This is a genomic window from Streptococcus thoraltensis DSM 12221 (assembly GCF_000380145.1).
In the GTDB taxonomy this organism is placed as follows: domain Bacteria; phylum Bacillota; class Bacilli; order Lactobacillales; family Streptococcaceae; genus Streptococcus; species Streptococcus thoraltensis.
On record NZ_KB904633.1, the window covers coordinates 23375 to 39274 of the forward strand.

Below are 15900 nucleotides of genomic sequence, written 5' to 3' on the forward strand. Positions count from 1 at the left end.
TCTAAGATTACAGTTTGATTACTTACTGGGGGTTTCTACGAGCTTTATTGTTCCCTTCCAGATAAACCATCAAAATAGAAATATCGGCTGGATTGACGCCCGAAATACGACTAGCTTGACCGATAGTTTCTGGATTGATTTTCTTGAATTTTTGACGGGCTTCTGTTGCGATAGAATCAATGGCATCCCAGTCAATGTTAGCAGGAATGCGTTTTTCTTCCATACGCTTCATCTTGTCAACCTGATCAAGAGCTTTGTTAATGTAGCCTTCGTACTTGATTTCCGTTTCCAAAAGCTCAATAACTTTACTATCCAAGTCTTCTGCGGCTGGACCAACAAAATCAGTCGCTATTTTATAGTCAATTTCTGGTCGGCGCATGAATGCCTTAGCTGTCATAGCATCTGTCAAGGGTTTAAAGCCTAGAGCTTCAATACGTTCATTGGTTTCCTTGACAGGTTTCAATTTAACCGTGTCAAGTCTTGTCAACTCATTGTCAAATTGGTTTTTCTTGATTTCAAAGGTATTCCAACGCTCATCGTCAACCAAGCCAACTTGACGTCCAAGTGGTGTCAAACGCATATCAGCATTGTCATGACGAAGAATGAGACGATACTCAGCACGAGACGTCAAGAGACGATAGGGTTCTAAAGTCCCTTTTGTGACAAGGTCGTCAATCATAACACCTATGTAGGCATCCGAGCGTTTCAAAATAAATTCGGGTTTGCCTTGAACTTTAAGCGCCGCATTAATCCCTGCGACAATCCCTTGTCCCGCAGCTTCCTCATAACCAGACGTACCATTGGTTTGACCAGCTGTAAAGAGACCAGAAATCACCTTTGTTTCGAGCGTCGCTCGAAGTTGATGTGGTAATACAATGTCATATTCGATAGCATAGCCTGTACGCATCATTTCTGCTTTTTCCAAGCCTTTAACAGAGTGAATCAAATCACGCTGCACATCTTCTGGTAATGACGTTGACAGACCTTGCACGTAAACTTCATCTGTATTACGACCTTCTGGTTCAAGGAAAAGTTGATGGCGTTCTTTGTCAGCAAAGCGCACAATCTTATCTTCAATTGATGGGCAGTAGCGCGGACCAACTCCCTTGACAACACCTGAAAACATTGGTGCACGGTGAAGGTTTTCTTTGATTAACTCATGACTTTCTTCATTGGTATATGTCAACCAGCAGTCAACCTGATCCGTGATATAATCCTCATCCTTTGACATGAATGAAAAATGATTTGGTTTTTTATCACCAGGTTGCACTTCTGTCACAGAATAGTCAATAGTTGAGCCTTTGACGCGCGGTGGTGTACCTGTTTTGAAGCGACCGATTTCAAGACCATGTTTAACAAGGTTGTCAGCCAGTGTAATGGAAGCTAGGCTATTATTTGGACCAGATGAATACTTGAGCTCACCTAAAATAATTTCTCCACGTAAAGCTGTACCAGTTGTAATGACAACCGCGCGCGCACCATATTTTTGACCTGTAGCTGTCAAAACACCGATAACCTCGCCATCTTCAACCAAGATGTCATCAATCATGGTTTGACGAAGAGTCAAATTTTCTTCTTGCTCAACGGTCTTTTTCATTTCTTCAGCATAAAGGTGCTTATCAGCTTGAGCACGAAGGGCTCGAACCGCAGGACCTTTACCCGTGTTGAGCATTTTCATCTGAATATAGGTCTTATCAATATTGCGCCCCATTTCACCACCGAGGGCATCAATCTCACGGACCACAATTCCCTTAGCCGAGCCACCAATGGATGGGTTACAAGGCATAAAAGCTAGCATATCTAGGTTAATGGTCGCTAGCAAAGTTTTTGAACCCATACGGCTTGCTGCCAAGGCAGCCTCCACACCAGCATGACCGGCACCAACAACGATAACATCAAATTCTTCTACGAAAGTATGTTCCACTCTAATCTTCTCCATTTTTATTTATAAAATATTTTATCTGTCCATCCTCGTGTTTAAATGCTGTTTTAAGACATGCAGGGTTAAGGGTTAAGACTTATGGTTTCAAGGTTAGCCAAAGAGGCCCCGCCATCTTCTATCTCTGAATTCGTCTCTATCAAAGGAGCAACCCAGTGACATTCAATTTGAATAATCAGATATTTTTTCCAAACCAATTGACGCTCTACTGTAAAAGCTAGTGGTCACATTCCCATTTCAACCAAAATATCTTCTAAAATTGTCACGTTTAAGGGATTCTTCAGTCATCTCATTGACTAAAGTGACTCCATCAAGCAACAATACTCGTCTTTTAGAGATTCTGCCAAATAAATCTGATTACCTTTTACCATTGAAGCTGAAAATCTAACACTAAAAACTTGACTATCAACTGTCTTTTGAAAATCCTCATCCTCCAGATTAAACACAAAAATAGCCAAAACCCTTATCATTGCAAGGCAAAAAGACCTGCAAGATCATGAGCTTTGACTTTCATGATATTACTAAATTTAGTTTATCAAATAAGACCTAACGATTCAAGGGATAAGAAACCTTTTCTTACATCGCCTTAAATATACTGACAAGCTACGCCATCTTTGTAAGCCTGGTCAATAATACCCCCACCGAGACACTCATCACCATCGTAGAAAACAACTGCTTGTCCTGGAGTGATAGCACGTTGAGGTTCAGCAAAGATAACTTCTGCCTTGTTACCACTTACCTTGACAGTTACTTTACTATCTGGTTGACGGTAACGGAATTTAGCTGTACATTCCATCGTGAAATCTTCAGGAATGTCACGTGTGAAGTGGATGGTTGAAGCGTCAAGTGAAGTTGACATAAGTGACTCATGGTAAAAACCTTGTCCAACATAGAGAATATTTTGAGACAAGTCTTTTCCAACAACAAACCAAGGTTCATTGTCGCCACCTTGTTGACCACCGATACCAAGACCACCACGTTGACCGATGGTATAATACATGAGACCCGCATGTTCCCCCATATCACGTCCATCAACCGTCATCATGCGACCTTTCTGAGCTGGAAGGTACTGGCTAAGAAATTCTTTAAAATTCTTTTCCCCAATAAAGCAAATCCCTGTCGAATCTTTTTTCTTGGCAGTTGCAAGTCCTGCACGCTCAGCAATTTCACGTACTTCTGACTTTTGCAAATGTCCTAAAGGAAACATAGTTTTCTGCAATTGCTCCTGTGATAATTGACTTAGAAAATAAGTTTGATCCTTGCCATTATCCGCACCACGAAGCATGTGAACAGTCCCATCCTCATCACGCGCAACCTGTGCGTAATGCCCAGTCGCTACATAATCAGCTCCAAGACTCATGGCATAGTCTAAGAAAGCCTTGAACTTAATTTCTTTATTACACATGACGTCTGGATTAGGGGTACGTCCTGCGCGGTATTCTGCTAAGAAATACTCAAAGACACGATCCCAATACTCCTTTTCAAAATTGACAGAGTAATAAGGAATCCCAATCTGATCAGCTACTGCTGCTACATCTTTGTAGTCTTCCGTTGCTGTACAGACGCCAAATTCGTCAGTGTCATCCCAATTTTTCATGAAGACACCAACAACGTCGTAACCTTGCTCTTTAAGCATAAGAGCTGTTACCGAAGAATCAACTCCTCCACTCATGCCGACAACGACACGAGTCTTTGAATTATCAATCATATGATAAGTCTCCCATCTTTTCGTTTTTTAACGTACGATTTGAAGGTCGTCGTTTTCAAAAGTCGATTTGAAGGTCGATTTTGAATGCCCAAAGGCAGACTACATTATAACACGATTTTTATAGATTTCCAAAAAACGACAACTTACTGAAAATCCCCTATTTTTAAAGCGCTTTATTTGTTATAATAAAGACAACCTTTAATCGTAGGAGGATGGTATGAAACCCTTAAAATTTCAATCTGTTTTTGATATTATCGGTCCTGTTATGATTGGCCCATCAAGCAGTCATACCGCAGGTGCCGTACGAATCGGACAACTCATTCACTCCATTTTTGGTAAAGAACCAAAGGAAGTCACTTTCTACCTCTACAATTCGTTCGCCAAAACTTACCGAGGTCATGGTACCGACCGTGCCCTCGTTGCTGGGATTATGGGAATGGATACGGACAATCCTGACATTAAAAATTCTCTAGAAATTGCTCATGAAAAAGGTATTCATATCTACTGGGAAATCTTGAAAGAAGGCGATGCGCCACATCCAAATACCGTGAAAATCGAAGTTAAAGATGCTGACAACAATAGCATGAGCCTAACTGGTATTTCAATCGGTGGTGGTAATATTGAAGTGGCTGAATTGAATGGCTTTGCGGTAACCTTGCAGATGAACACACCAACGATTATTGTTGTCTATCAGGATGTTCCTGGTATGATTGCAAGAGTGACAGACATCCTATCAGATTACAATATCAACATTGCCCAGATGAATGTTACTCGGGAAAATGCAGGTCAAAAAGGCATTATGATTATTGAAGTGGACTCAAGAGACTGTCAAGATGCTGTCAAGGCGATTGAAGACATTCCATATCTCTACAATGTCAATTACTTTGGATAAGGAGGCAATCCATGTTCTACTCGATTGAAGAATTAGTTCAACAGGCGCAAGAAAACTACAACGGTTCAGTAGCTGATTTAATGGTTGCCACTGAAATTAAATTGACAGGTCGTCAAGCAGATGAAATTCGTTTCATTATGTCCCGCAATTTAGAAGTCATGCTAGCTTCTGTAAAAGATGGGCTAAATGCTGATAAGTCTGTTAGTGGATTGACAGGTGGTGATGCAGTAAAACTGCACCATTACATCCAAGCAGGCAATACTCTATCTGAATCTACCATTCTAACTGCTGCAAGAAATGCTATCGCAGTCAATGAACAAAATGCCAAAATGGGATTGGTTTGTGCCACACCGACGGCTGGCAGTGCTGGATGTATCCCGGCAATTATTTCAACAGCCATTGAAAAATTAAAACTGACACAAGAAGAACAACTTGACTTCCTCTTTACAGCAGGCGCCTTTGGACTTGTCATTGCTAATAATGCTTCCATCTCTGGGGCAGAAGGTGGTTGTCAAGCAGAGGTGGGCTCGGCGGCAGCCATTGGAGCAGCAGCTATCACAATGGCTGCTGGAGGCAGTGCTTATCAAGCTAGTCAAGCCATCGCCTTTGTCATTAAAAATCTCTTAGGACTGGTCTGTGATCCCGTCGCTGGTTTAGTTGAAGTTCCCTGTGTTAAGCGTAATGCTATAGGTGCTAGTTTTGCCTTGGTAGCAGCTGACATGGCACTAGCTGGTATTGAATCAAAAATTCCTGTTGACGAAGTTGTTGACGCTATGTATCAGGTTGGTAAAGCTATGCCAACAGCCTTCAAAGAGACTGCTGAAGGTGGGCTTGCTGCTACACCAACTGGCAAACGTTACGCCCAAGAAATTTTTGGAGGTATCTAGATGAAGCAGATCGTCTATCTTATTCGACATGCTGAGCCTAACTATGACAACCATAATGATGAAGAAAGAGAATTAACGCCAAAAGGTTTACAGGATTGTCAACTTTTGCTAGATTATTTTAAATCGACTGCTATTGATAGCATTTATTCCAGTCCCTTTAAGCGTGCCATTCAAACCGTGTATGACCTTGCTAACGAAAAAAATTTACCTATTCAAGTAAACGAAAACTTTAAAGAACGCAAAGTTGATGATGTTTGGATTGATGATTTTAATGATTTTGCTAAACGTCAATGGCAGGATTTTAGTTATCAATTAGCAAAAGGGGAAAGTCTACAAGAGGTACAAGATAGAAATATCCGAGAACTCCAAAAAATTCTTGATAGGAAAGAAAAAAATCTGCTTATCTCATCTCACGGTACAGCTATTTCAACAATCATCAACTATTATGATAACCAGTTTAGTTTTGATAACTTCCAAGACATTAAAAAATTGATGCCATTCGTTGCTACCCTAATCTTCAATAATGGCAAGATAGAAGACATTACTATTACAAATCCTTTTACTAGACAAATTGAATACAAAAAATAGGTTGACAGAATTGTCAACCTATTTTTATTAATAACCCCAAGCTGCTAAGCCTTGAGCATTGTAAGCGTTGATTGCGGAGTTGATTTGATCTTGTACAGTTGCTGTTGAACCCCAACCTGGCATAGTTTGGAAGAGACCTGATGCACCTGATGCATTACGAGCTCCAACTTGCCCATTTGATTCACGAGCAATGATGTGTTCCCAAGTTGCTTGGTCAACCCCTGTTGCTGCTGCCATTTGTGCTGCTGCATATGAGCCATCTTTGCCCGCAGTATTCCCATTTGATAACACACGTCCCGACAGTGCAACATGCTGTTGTGTCGCTTGCGTTTGTGCAGGAACAGAAGTTACTGCTGTCTGGGTATTGTAAGCTACTTTTGTTGCTACCGCTTCTTGACTTGCAACTTCTGTAGTTTCTTCCGGAGTCGCCACCTCAGCAACTTCTGTAACGGAAGCATCTGTTTGGGTTGTCGTTTCTTCTACGCTTGAGGTGCTTGACGTACTTGATGCTTTTGATGACGATTTTTTCACTTCACTAGAAGATGAACCTTGGTCCTTAATTTGATGAGATGAACTGGCTTTTAACTCTTCAGACTCAGCTTTTGAAAAGTAACTGTTTGAGCTAAAAATACCTGTTGCCACTAAAACAGCTCCGAAAGCTAAGACAGGCAACATTAAAAACAAACCTAATTTCTTCATTTTATTTTCTTTCTTTAATGGTCTTCTTGTCATGACAATCCATCTCTTTCTTAAAATAATCCTTATTTATCGTACTCTTTTTTTATTACTTAATAATGATAGCTATATGACACATATGTCAGTCAGTTTTAAAATTGATAAAGAAAGGCAAAAAAACGGGTAAAAACTAACTTTTTAGCCCTAGTACCACCCATTAGTATTCCAAAAAGCTAGCGCTGCCGTCCAAGACCCATAACGTTCTTTAACATAATTATCAGCAACTCTCTCTTGATTTTCTGGTGACAAATCACCTTTTAAATAAGAAAGTGTTAATTGGTAACGACCATAGTATTGACCATTTTGAGCAGCATAGCTTCCACTTGATTCTCTCCGTGCAATTTCATCCTTAGCAGCTTGCTCTTCTTGATTTAAAAAGATAGAGTTGGTTGACAAACTAGTTTCAATTATTTCCAATTTCGTTTGAGATAATTCAAGAACCTCTCCTACTTCAATACTATTAATATCACTGATACGATTGACTTGTGCCAAGGTATTGACAGTCATTTGATGACTTTTTGCAATAGCTGATAGGGTATCACCTGACTTGACAGTGTATGATTCTGCCTTTACAAGTTGAGATACTGAAAGTGTTGCTAAAGTTGACAAGCCCAATAAAGATAATTTAATGATTTTTTTCTGATTTAACATATTTTCCTCCTTGTGCACTTAGATATTCCGTAAGTTTGAGATTACCTTCAAGCTTTACAAGAACTTTACTAGAATACACCCTAAGGATTTCGATTGGATTGAAAAGGAGTTAAGTATATGACAAAGAAGTTTTAAACACATAAAAAATCTATTGAGCTTTAAAAACCCAATAGATTGAGAATGTAGATAGACCCTTTAATTAAAAATGTAAATCTTGCTTTTATAATCAAATGAATTAACTTTCAGAATAAGGAACAGAAGGACGCGGACAGTACTTGAGTATGGCGAGTCGAAAGTGACCATGTATCAAAGTTAATTCAAAAGACTGTAAATAAAAAACTCTTAGAAATATTGATTTAATAACCTTTCTGATAGTTTTTCTTCTCCCAAGAAAACGAAAAAGTTGAAGAAAATTATCCAAAATGGACTTTTTCTTCAACCTGATATTTTTTATTGTTAAACATTTGTTTTGAGAACAAACAGTGTTACACCAAGAAGTATAAAGACAAAAATTGTCAAACTATCGGATAAACGCCACTGGAGTTGACGGTATTTTGTCCGACCTTCTCCTCCTTGATAGCCGCGAGATTCCATAGCTGTAGCCAAAGCATCGGCTCGTTTAAAACTAGAGGCAAATAAAGGAATTAAAATAGGAATGATGGTCCTAACTTTCTGCATCAAATTACCTTCTCCAAAGTCAACGCCACGCGCTCTCTGCGCATTCATGATTCTTGTCGTATCATCCATCAAAGTAGGAACAAAACGTAAACTTAGCGATAGCATTAGCCCAATTTCATGTGCTGGTACTTTGAAAATGCGTAAAGGTTTTAAGAGTGACTCTACAGCATCAGCCAAACTCAGAGGCATTGTCGTCAAAGTAAGTATCGTTGACATCAGAATGATTAAAACAAATCTCATAAAAATCAGCAAGGCTTGAGCCAACCCGAAATCAGTAATTTTAAAAATCCAAAAAACAAACAGAGGATTTCCTTGTGTCGTAAAGAAAACTTGAAACAAGGTTGTAAATAAAATAATCCCAATCATCGGCTTAACACCGTTAACGAAGAATTTTATTGGAATTTTAGAAAGAATAATTGCAATCACGGTAAAAACCAACATGATCACGTTAGTTAAAAGATTATTTGCCCAAAAAACGACAATAATAAACAACATCATCGCAATCAGCTTGCTACGAGGATCCAAACGATGAACAAGAGAATCACCAGGGATGTAGCGTCCTAATATTAACTTATCCACGCTTAATCGCCTCCTTGAATTGTTCTATCGTAATCGGTAATTTTGATAATGCTAAACCTTTATCTTGTAACTGGTAAGCAAATTTTGTAATTTTAGGCACTCCAACTTGCTTTTCTTCTAAAAAAGCAACGTCTTGGAAAAGATCAAGAGGTCTACCATGGGCTGCAATATGTCCTTTTTCCAAAAGGTAAACGTAATCAGCATAATCAGCAACATCATCCATCAAATGTGTCACCAAAACAATCGTCATACCAGAGTCGTGTAATTCCTTAAACAAGGCCATCAACTCTTTTCGACCTCTAGGATCAAGACCCGCTGTCGGCTCATCTAAAACAAGAATTTCTGGTTTCATAGCCAAAATTCCTGCGATGGCAACGCGACGCATCTGTCCACCTGATAAATCAAAAGGATTTTGATTGAATAAATCCTCAGAAATACCTACTTGCTTCAAGGTTTGACGAGCACGCTCTTGGGCTTCTTCTGCAGAAACACCAAAATTTTGTGGTCCAAAAGCCACATCTTTTATCACCGTTTCATCAAACAACTGACTTTCAGGAAATTGAAAGACAAGTCCAACCTTTTGTCTGACTGATTTAATATCCTTTGATTTGGCAGACGAAGCGATTTCAAAATCATCAACATAAACCGTTCCTTCAGTCGGGATATTTAATCCATTCAGAAGCTGCATGATGGTTGATTTGCCCGAGCCAGTATGTCCAATAAATGCAGTATATGAGCCTTTTTCAATTGTCAAATCAATATCAAAAAGGGCACGCCCTTCAAAAGGTGTCCCAGCTTGATAGGTATAACTTACATTTTTGAGAGAAATTCCCATAAGTCATCTTCCAATTCTGTTTCTGTCCTATATTCTTTTGGCTTCCATCCTATGTCCCGCAGAGATTCCTGCAGACGAACGGTAAATGGCAAATCCAAACCAAGCGCCACCAAATCATTTCCTCTAGAAAAGAGTTCTCTAGGAGTTGAGATAGACTCAATTTCACCTGATTTCATGACAATAACACGGTCGCTAAGAGCCACTTCATCCAAATCATGAGTGATTGAAATGATAGTCATATCAAACTGCTTACGAATCTTTTGAATCGTTCCTAACAGTTCTTGACGACCGTCTGGATCTAGCATACTAGTTGATTCATCAAAAATTAAAATTTTAGGTCTGGTTGCAAGGGCACCTGCAATAGCCACACGTTGTTTCTGACCTCCAGATAGCCTTGCCGGTTCACGTGTCTTAAACGATGTCATTCCCACTAACGACAGAGCCTCTGAAACCCTATCAGTCATTTCAGAATGTCTAACACCCTTATTCTCCAGCCCAAAGGCAACATCATCTTCAACGGTAGCACCGACAAATTGATTATCAGGATTTTGAAAAACCATACCAATATCTTGACGGATTTCCCAGATATTGTCTTCTGTTAATTCTTTGCCGTCAATCTTAATATGACCTGATTCTGCTAATAAAAGACCATCAAGCAATCGAGCCGTCGTTGATTTCCCCGAACCATTATGCCCTACGATAGACAACCATTCTCCAGGTTTCACGTGAAACGATACATCTTTTAAGGTGTAATCGTCCTGCTCTTCTTGATATTTAAAAAATAAATTTGAAACCTCAATCATAAGCTCACTCATTATTTGAAGGTGTCTTTAAACAAGAAACTAGCACCTTTGAAGTAATCGTATCCTGAATAAATAGTAAAGAACAAAGCAACATAAAGCATCACTGTTCCTAGGAAATGCAAATGACAAAGCAATAAGATAACAGCTAACATCTGTGTCACTGTTTTAATCTTACCTGGCATAGCGGCTGCTAACACCTCACCACCAGTTTCAACCAAGAGTAAACGAAGTCCCGTTACAGCCAATTCACGACAGATGATAACTGCTGTAACCCAAGCCGGTGCCATTTCCAAACCAACAAGCATGATAAAAGCACTCATAACAAGCATCTTATCCGCCAAAGGATCAGCGAATTTACCAAAGTTAGTCACAACATGCCATTTACGAGCTAAATAACCATCTAGGTAGTCCGTCAAACTTGCCACTGCAAAGATAACAGCAGCAACGATATGACCGAAAAGGCTACTAGAAATTGAAGTTAGTAGCAAAAAGAGGGGAATCATAAAAATGCGGATTACAGTTAATAAATTAGGGATGTTTTCTTTTTTTGTCATTATACCTTACTCAATCGTTAATGTAATATAGCCAGTTGTATCAGCTAATAAGGATGATAAATCAAGTTCCTGCCCATTCGCAGTAACCTTAATACCAGAAGTATTTCCAAGAGTGATAACTGTCTCACTTGTATCTTCAGACAAGGCTACACGAATTGTCGGTGTTTCCTGACTGAGAGTTGCCCCTGATTCATAGTTTGAGTTAGATACTGAGAACCATTGATCAACTGCCCCTTCTGTTAATGTAAAGACAAGATCAACAGGTTTACTTGGATGAGATAGCTGAGCGATTAGATTAACACCGTCAACTGATGGCGTCACCGTTAGGCTCGGTGATTCACTTGAGGAACTCGTTGAAGATTCACCCTCGCTGCTTGAAGGGCTTGTCGAACTCATCTGAGAAGACTTAGCCGTTTCAGGGTTCGAATTGTTCGAATTACGATTCCAAAAAACAAAGAATAACGCAGCCAACAAAACTACTAAAACTAAAAAAGAAAGAACTAGGAAAGGAAGGTTCTTTTTAGCAGATTTTGCTGTCTGACGATGACTGGTCCACTGCTGGCCGGCTTGAGCTCGACTGTAGGATTCAGAATCCTTATCAAGTTCAATCGTTTTTTCTTGACGAGACACCGCTCGCTCTTGTTTTTCAGCCACTGCAATATGGTAATTGCGCAGAAGACTCTCTTGATCTAGATCAACAGCTTCAGCATACTTTTTAATATAGGAAATTTCATAAGATTTACTTGGTAAAAGTGAAAATTGATCCATTTCCATGGATAGAAGATAAGAGGATTTGATACCAGTCAAAGTTTCAAGGTCATCAAGACTATAATTCTTAGACTCGCGACCATCTCTCAACTGCGTTCCAACTGATTTTTTTATCATTTGCCATCCCCTCATTTCTAATCCGTTTAGTTAATCTTTAGTATAACAAAAAATCTAGTATTTTCCCATGACTTATTTTGGAAAAATAGTGACTGTGGTTGCTTCCATGTTTGATACAAAGTGGTCAGCTATCTTTTGAACATCTGCTAAAGAAATATGACGAATTAGCTCTCCAGTTTCTAGGTAATCTCTACCATCCGCCAAAGCTAAGGTTACCTGATTTGCCAATTGATCAATCGAATCTAAAGATTCAATAAAATCGCCATACATTTCTTTTTTTAAAAGTGTCAAGTGTTCTTCTGAAAAATCGGTATTATTAGCAAAGTTTTTAAATAATTTCTTTACTTTTCCAGTCATTGCAATTGGCTGATCCGTATCAAAAGTAATTGTTACAAATTTGAATTGTGAAGTGACTTCAAGCTGGAAGTCAAAAGAATAATCAATCAACCCCTTATCATACCAATTCTGATAGGTTTCAGACGTCCATCCTAGTAACATCGATAAAAATAATCTTAACCCTAATTTATAGTAGCTAAAAGATACCCCTTCTAAATCATCCACAACCCTAAATCCCAAACCCAGTTTAGGTTGCATGACATCCATGGAAAAACGACATGATTTAACAACCGATCCCATTTGAAGAGGTAGTACAGACACCTCAGCTCTGGTTGCATCTTCTTTTACGAAATTGTCAACTTCATTTACAACCCTGTCAACATCGAAATTACCTACGGCAACCATGGTTAAGTGATTTAATTGGTAAAAATAATCGTGAGCGGATGTCAAATTAGCTAAACTAATCTGTTCAATCGTCTGATTGTTTCCTGCAATGTCCTCACTCAAGGGAGTATGGGGATAGAGATTAGCTAAGAGTGCCCTGTTCATTTGGTAGTCACTATCATCTTCATACATCAAAATTTCATTTTGGATAATAGGACGTTCTTCGTCAACACTCTCCTGTGTCATATGCCATTCTCTAACCAAAGTGATAAGCTGCTTAACTCCTTTATCAATATCATTGACTGTCGAAAAATAGTAAACTGTTTGCTGATATGTCGTAAAGGCGTTAGCCTCCGCTCCAAGAGCTGTAAAATCCTCCAAGGCATCCTTACCATCGCCCATTTCAAAAATTTTATGCTCTAAAAAATGGGCTACGCCAAAAGGATAATCAATCTGACTATTAGCCGTTTGAATGGAACTAACGGTAGATCCAAAATTGGTTGAAATCATGACTTGCTTTTCATTAAAATTAGGACGGGGTATCAATACCAACTTTAATCCACAATCAAGTTTCACTTCCTGAACGGATAGTTTTAAATCTGGATATTCACGATTTTCTTTCTGCAATCCTAGGCGCTCCCTTCTAGAGTATATATCGCTTGTAGTTTCAATCTTTGAGCGACAGAAACGATTGATTCTTTATTAACACTGTCAACCTCTGTCAATAAGTTGTCAATCGAGTTATCTCTATTGAAATAATGACTATGATAGGCTAATTCAATCGCCTGTTTCGGATAATCCTGAGCTGCTAACAGTCTATTTTTTAAAACAACTTTTGCTTGCTCAATTTCAGCTTTTGTAAACTTGCCCAAACGTAATTCTTTCGTCTGCTTCAAAATAAGTCGCAATGCTAAGGATTTATTAACCTTCTGGATACCTGCATAGATAGTGAACAACTGTGAAAAGGAATCATAATGACTACCGATAGCATAAGCTAAGCCCTTCTTCTCTCTAACGTTAACAAATAACTTGGAAGTAGGTAGTTCACCCAATAAAGCATTATAAACTGCAATAGAAGCCATCTCTTTATCCCCGTAGGTAAACGGCATGTGATAACCAATGGTTAGAACACTCTGTTTGCTATCTTTTTTCTCCAAATACTTAGAAATGACATTAGTGTAGTCTTGCTTGTAACTCAAAGACAGGTCTAAATGGCGATCTTTGAATGGAAACTGGTGCAGTGTTTTAATCACCTCATAATCATCAAAATCACCAACTATAAAAATATCGATTTGATCATGTTGCAGCATGCGTTGGAACTCTTGATACGCTGTAAAGGAATTTTCCTTTTGCAAAAGCTCTTTGGTTGTCAATGTTGATAACGCTTGACAATCATCATTAAAAAATTGCCCTTTAAGCTCTTGATCAGCTATGTGAAACAAATCCTCGTTTTCAGTATCAATTGCTGCCATAACATTTTGTTTTTCCAATTCAAAGCTAGCAGATTGGTACTGTTCCGTTGTTATTAAAGGATTAAACAGGATCTCCTTAAATACTTCCAATAATTCCTCTAGCAAAGAATGAGACTCAAAGCTATAGACATCACTAATTACAGAAGCATCGATATCAATACAGTGCGTATAACCTTTTGTGACAACATTAGTTGACAAACTGGCTCCGTAAAGACTAGCTAATTTTTTTCTAAGATCACGATTAGTAGGATAAGCCTTACTTGCAGTCTCTAGCATTTGGGCAACCAAAACTCTCCGAGCCACATTTTTCTTATCCAAGTAACCACTAAAGCGACATTTCACTTGAACTGTTTTTAAAGATTCGTTTTTAATGAGGTGTAGGTTGACACCTTTGACAATTTCCATTTAGACTCCTTTGGGAAAGGGTAGTTCCATAAATTATACCATTTTTTATGGTATAATGGCTTCAAATAAGATACGGAGAGACGGATGAATTACAAACTATTTGACGATTATATTACCCTACAAGCCCTTTTAAAAGAAACTGGTATTATCCAAAGTGGAGGCGCTATAAAGGGCTATTTAGCTGATAACACAGTTCTATTCAATGGCGAAGATGAGAAGCGCCGTGGTAAAAAGTTACGCATTGGTGACAAGATCGAACTCCTTAGCGAAGGAATCACTATCACACTTATCCAGCCAAGCGAGGAAGAGCTTGAGCAACATCAACTTGATTTGGCAGAGAAAAATCGAGTGGCTGAATTAGTTAAAAAAATGAACAAAGACAATAAGAAACTAACTAAACAAGCTAACACCAAGTCACAAGCTAAAAAACAATCTAAAAAACCTGTACGTTTTCCTGGGATGTAAACCATGTGGATTGAAAGCATTACTCTCAACCATTATCGAAATTATCAAAATATCTCGGCTAACTTTTCTAAAAATCTAAATGTCTTTATTGGTCGCAATGCTCAAGGTAAGACAAACTTCTTAGAAGCTATCTATTTTTTATCCTTGACACGTAGTCATCGCACACGTTCAGATAAAGAGTTGATTGCTTTTAACCAAGACAAACTTCATCTTTCTGGTATTGTTCACAAGCAAAATGGCAAAGTCCCACTGGAAATTCACCTTTCAGATAAGGGACGCATTACAAAAGTTAATCATTTAAAACAAAATCGCTTGTCAGACTACATCGGAAACTTGACGGTTGTCTTATTCGCTCCTGAAGATTTGCAATTAATTAAGGGCTCGCCAAGTTTAAGACGGAAATTTTTAGACATTGATTTGGGACAGATTAAAACAATTTATTTGTCAGATTTGAGTCAGTACAATCATGTCTTAAAACAACGTAATGCCTATTTGAAAAACACAGAGAAAGTTGACACCACTTTTCTATCTGTATTAGATGAACAATTAGCTGATTTTGGTAGCCGTGTAATGGTACATAGGCATAAGTTCATTAAAGACTTAGAAATAGAGGCGAATAGACATCATGCGACGATTTCGGAGGAAACCGAAAAACTCAAGGTAACTTATGACTCTTCTATAAAGTTTACAGACTTGTCAACTTTACGTCAAGATTATTTACAACAACTGACAAGTCAACACAGACGTGATATTTTCAAAAAAAATACAGGAATCGGTCCACATCGCGACGATATTTCTTTCTTTATCAATGAGATGAACGCTAATTTCGGCAGTCAGGGACAACATCGCAGTCTCATTTTATCTCTAAAAATGGCTGAAATTGAACTTATCAAACAGTCAACTGGAGAATATCCCATTCTTCTACTTGACGATGTCATGAGTGAACTTGACAACCATCGTCAAGCAAAACTCCTTGAAGCCGTTTTAAAAGAAAATGTTCAGACCTTTATCACAACGACAAGTCTTGAGCACCTCAAGCAAATTCCAGAAAATATAACCATATTTACAATCGATAAAGGTACAATAAAATCAGGAGTTTAAAAG

Annotated in this window: 16 protein-coding genes; 5 read left to right on the forward strand and 11 right to left on the reverse strand. The window is 38.5% G+C overall.

The genetic code is table 11. The features are described 5' to 3' along the window. Nucleotides 1-22: 22 nt before the first annotated feature. Entirely contained in the window at nucleotides 23-1924 is a 1902-nt protein-coding gene (mnmG, locus tag A3IA_RS0111270; protein WP_018381424.1) for a tRNA uridine-5-carboxymethylaminomethyl(34) synthesis enzyme MnmG, read from the reverse strand. 601 nt (nucleotides 1925-2525) lie between these two features. Further along, entirely contained in the window at nucleotides 2526-3647 is a 1122-nt protein-coding gene (gene mnmA / locus A3IA_RS0111280) for a tRNA 2-thiouridine(34) synthase MnmA (protein ID WP_018381426.1), read from the reverse strand. Nucleotides 3648-3864: 217 nt separating this feature from the next. Here mnmA and sdaAB point away from each other — a divergent pair, with 217 nt between their 5' ends. The 3 genes from sdaAB to A3IA_RS0111295 are packed head-to-tail and all read left to right on the forward strand — an operon-like array spanning nucleotide 3865 to nucleotide 6014. Continuing rightward, on the forward strand, nucleotides 3865-4539 hold the full coding sequence (sdaAB, locus tag A3IA_RS0111285; RefSeq protein WP_018381427.1) for an L-serine ammonia-lyase, iron-sulfur-dependent subunit beta: 675 nt from the start codon (nucleotides 3865-3867) through the stop codon (nucleotides 4537-4539). A gap of 11 nt (nucleotides 4540-4550) precedes the next feature. Beyond that, the gene (gene sdaAA / locus A3IA_RS0111290; protein ID WP_018381428.1) at nucleotides 4551-5426 is read left to right on the forward strand and encodes an L-serine ammonia-lyase, iron-sulfur-dependent, subunit alpha; all 876 of its coding nucleotides are present in this window, start codon (nucleotides 4551-4553) and stop codon (nucleotides 5424-5426) included. Then, nucleotides 5427-6014, forward strand: a complete 588-nt coding sequence (locus tag A3IA_RS0111295; protein ID WP_018381429.1) for a histidine phosphatase family protein — start codon at nucleotides 5427-5429, stop codon at nucleotides 6012-6014. 27 nt (nucleotides 6015-6041) lie between these two features. On the opposite strand, the gene A3IA_RS0111300 is transcribed toward A3IA_RS0111295, so the two are convergent. The 9 genes from A3IA_RS0111300 to yfmF all read right to left on the reverse strand — a co-directional run bounded on the left by A3IA_RS0111300 (nucleotide 6042) and on the right by yfmF (nucleotide 14331). Further along, nucleotides 6042-6746: a lysozyme family protein gene (locus tag A3IA_RS0111300; RefSeq protein ID WP_018381430.1), complete on the reverse strand. Its 705-nt coding sequence runs from the start codon at nucleotides 6744-6746 to the stop codon at nucleotides 6042-6044. 147 nt (nucleotides 6747-6893) lie between these two features. Beyond that, nucleotides 6894-7400, reverse strand: coding sequence for an aggregation-promoting factor (apf, locus tag A3IA_RS0111305; protein ID WP_018381431.1), 507 nt, complete (start codon nucleotides 7398-7400; stop codon nucleotides 6894-6896). A 456-nt stretch (nucleotides 7401-7856) separates the two neighbouring features. Beyond that, a complete protein-coding gene (locus A3IA_RS0111310; RefSeq protein ID WP_018381432.1) occupies nucleotides 7857-8657 on the reverse strand; it encodes an energy-coupling factor transporter transmembrane component T family protein in 801 nt (266 codons plus the stop codon). Further along, entirely contained in the window at nucleotides 8650-9492 is an 843-nt protein-coding gene (locus A3IA_RS0111315; RefSeq protein WP_018381433.1) for an energy-coupling factor transporter ATPase, read from the reverse strand. Before A3IA_RS0111315 ends, A3IA_RS0111310 begins: the two co-directional genes overlap by 8 nt. Beyond that, nucleotides 9468-10307, reverse strand: a complete 840-nt coding sequence (locus tag A3IA_RS0111320) for an energy-coupling factor ABC transporter ATP-binding protein (protein ID WP_026217688.1) — start codon at nucleotides 10305-10307, stop codon at nucleotides 9468-9470. Before A3IA_RS0111320 ends, A3IA_RS0111315 begins: the two co-directional genes overlap by 25 nt. Beyond that, entirely contained in the window at nucleotides 10307-10849 is a 543-nt protein-coding gene (pgsA, locus tag A3IA_RS0111325; RefSeq protein ID WP_018381435.1) for a CDP-diacylglycerol--glycerol-3-phosphate 3-phosphatidyltransferase, read from the reverse strand. Before pgsA ends, A3IA_RS0111320 begins: the two co-directional genes overlap by 1 nt. Nucleotides 10850-10855: 6 nt before the next feature. Continuing rightward, the gene (locus A3IA_RS0111330; protein WP_018381436.1) at nucleotides 10856-11734 is read right to left on the reverse strand and encodes a helix-turn-helix domain-containing protein; all 879 of its coding nucleotides are present in this window, start codon (nucleotides 11732-11734) and stop codon (nucleotides 10856-10858) included. Between the two features lie 72 nt (nucleotides 11735-11806). Then, nucleotides 11807-13081, reverse strand: a complete 1275-nt coding sequence (yfmH, locus tag A3IA_RS0111335; protein WP_018381437.1) for an EF-P 5-aminopentanol modification-associated protein YfmH — start codon at nucleotides 13079-13081, stop codon at nucleotides 11807-11809. A 2-nt stretch (nucleotides 13082-13083) separates the two neighbouring features. Then, on the reverse strand, nucleotides 13084-14331 hold the full coding sequence (gene yfmF, locus A3IA_RS0111340) for an EF-P 5-aminopentanol modification-associated protein YfmF (RefSeq protein ID WP_018381438.1): 1248 nt from the start codon (nucleotides 14329-14331) through the stop codon (nucleotides 13084-13086). An 84-nt stretch (nucleotides 14332-14415) separates the two neighbouring features. Here yfmF and yaaA point away from each other — a divergent pair, with 84 nt between their 5' ends. Further along, the gene (yaaA, locus tag A3IA_RS0111345; RefSeq protein ID WP_018381439.1) at nucleotides 14416-14796 is read left to right on the forward strand and encodes a S4 domain-containing protein YaaA; all 381 of its coding nucleotides are present in this window, start codon (nucleotides 14416-14418) and stop codon (nucleotides 14794-14796) included. 3 nt (nucleotides 14797-14799) lie between these two features. Then, on the forward strand, nucleotides 14800-15897 hold the full coding sequence (gene recF / locus A3IA_RS0111350) for a DNA replication/repair protein RecF (protein ID WP_018381440.1): 1098 nt from the start codon (nucleotides 14800-14802) through the stop codon (nucleotides 15895-15897). The last annotated feature ends 3 nt before the right edge of the window (nucleotides 15898-15900 follow it).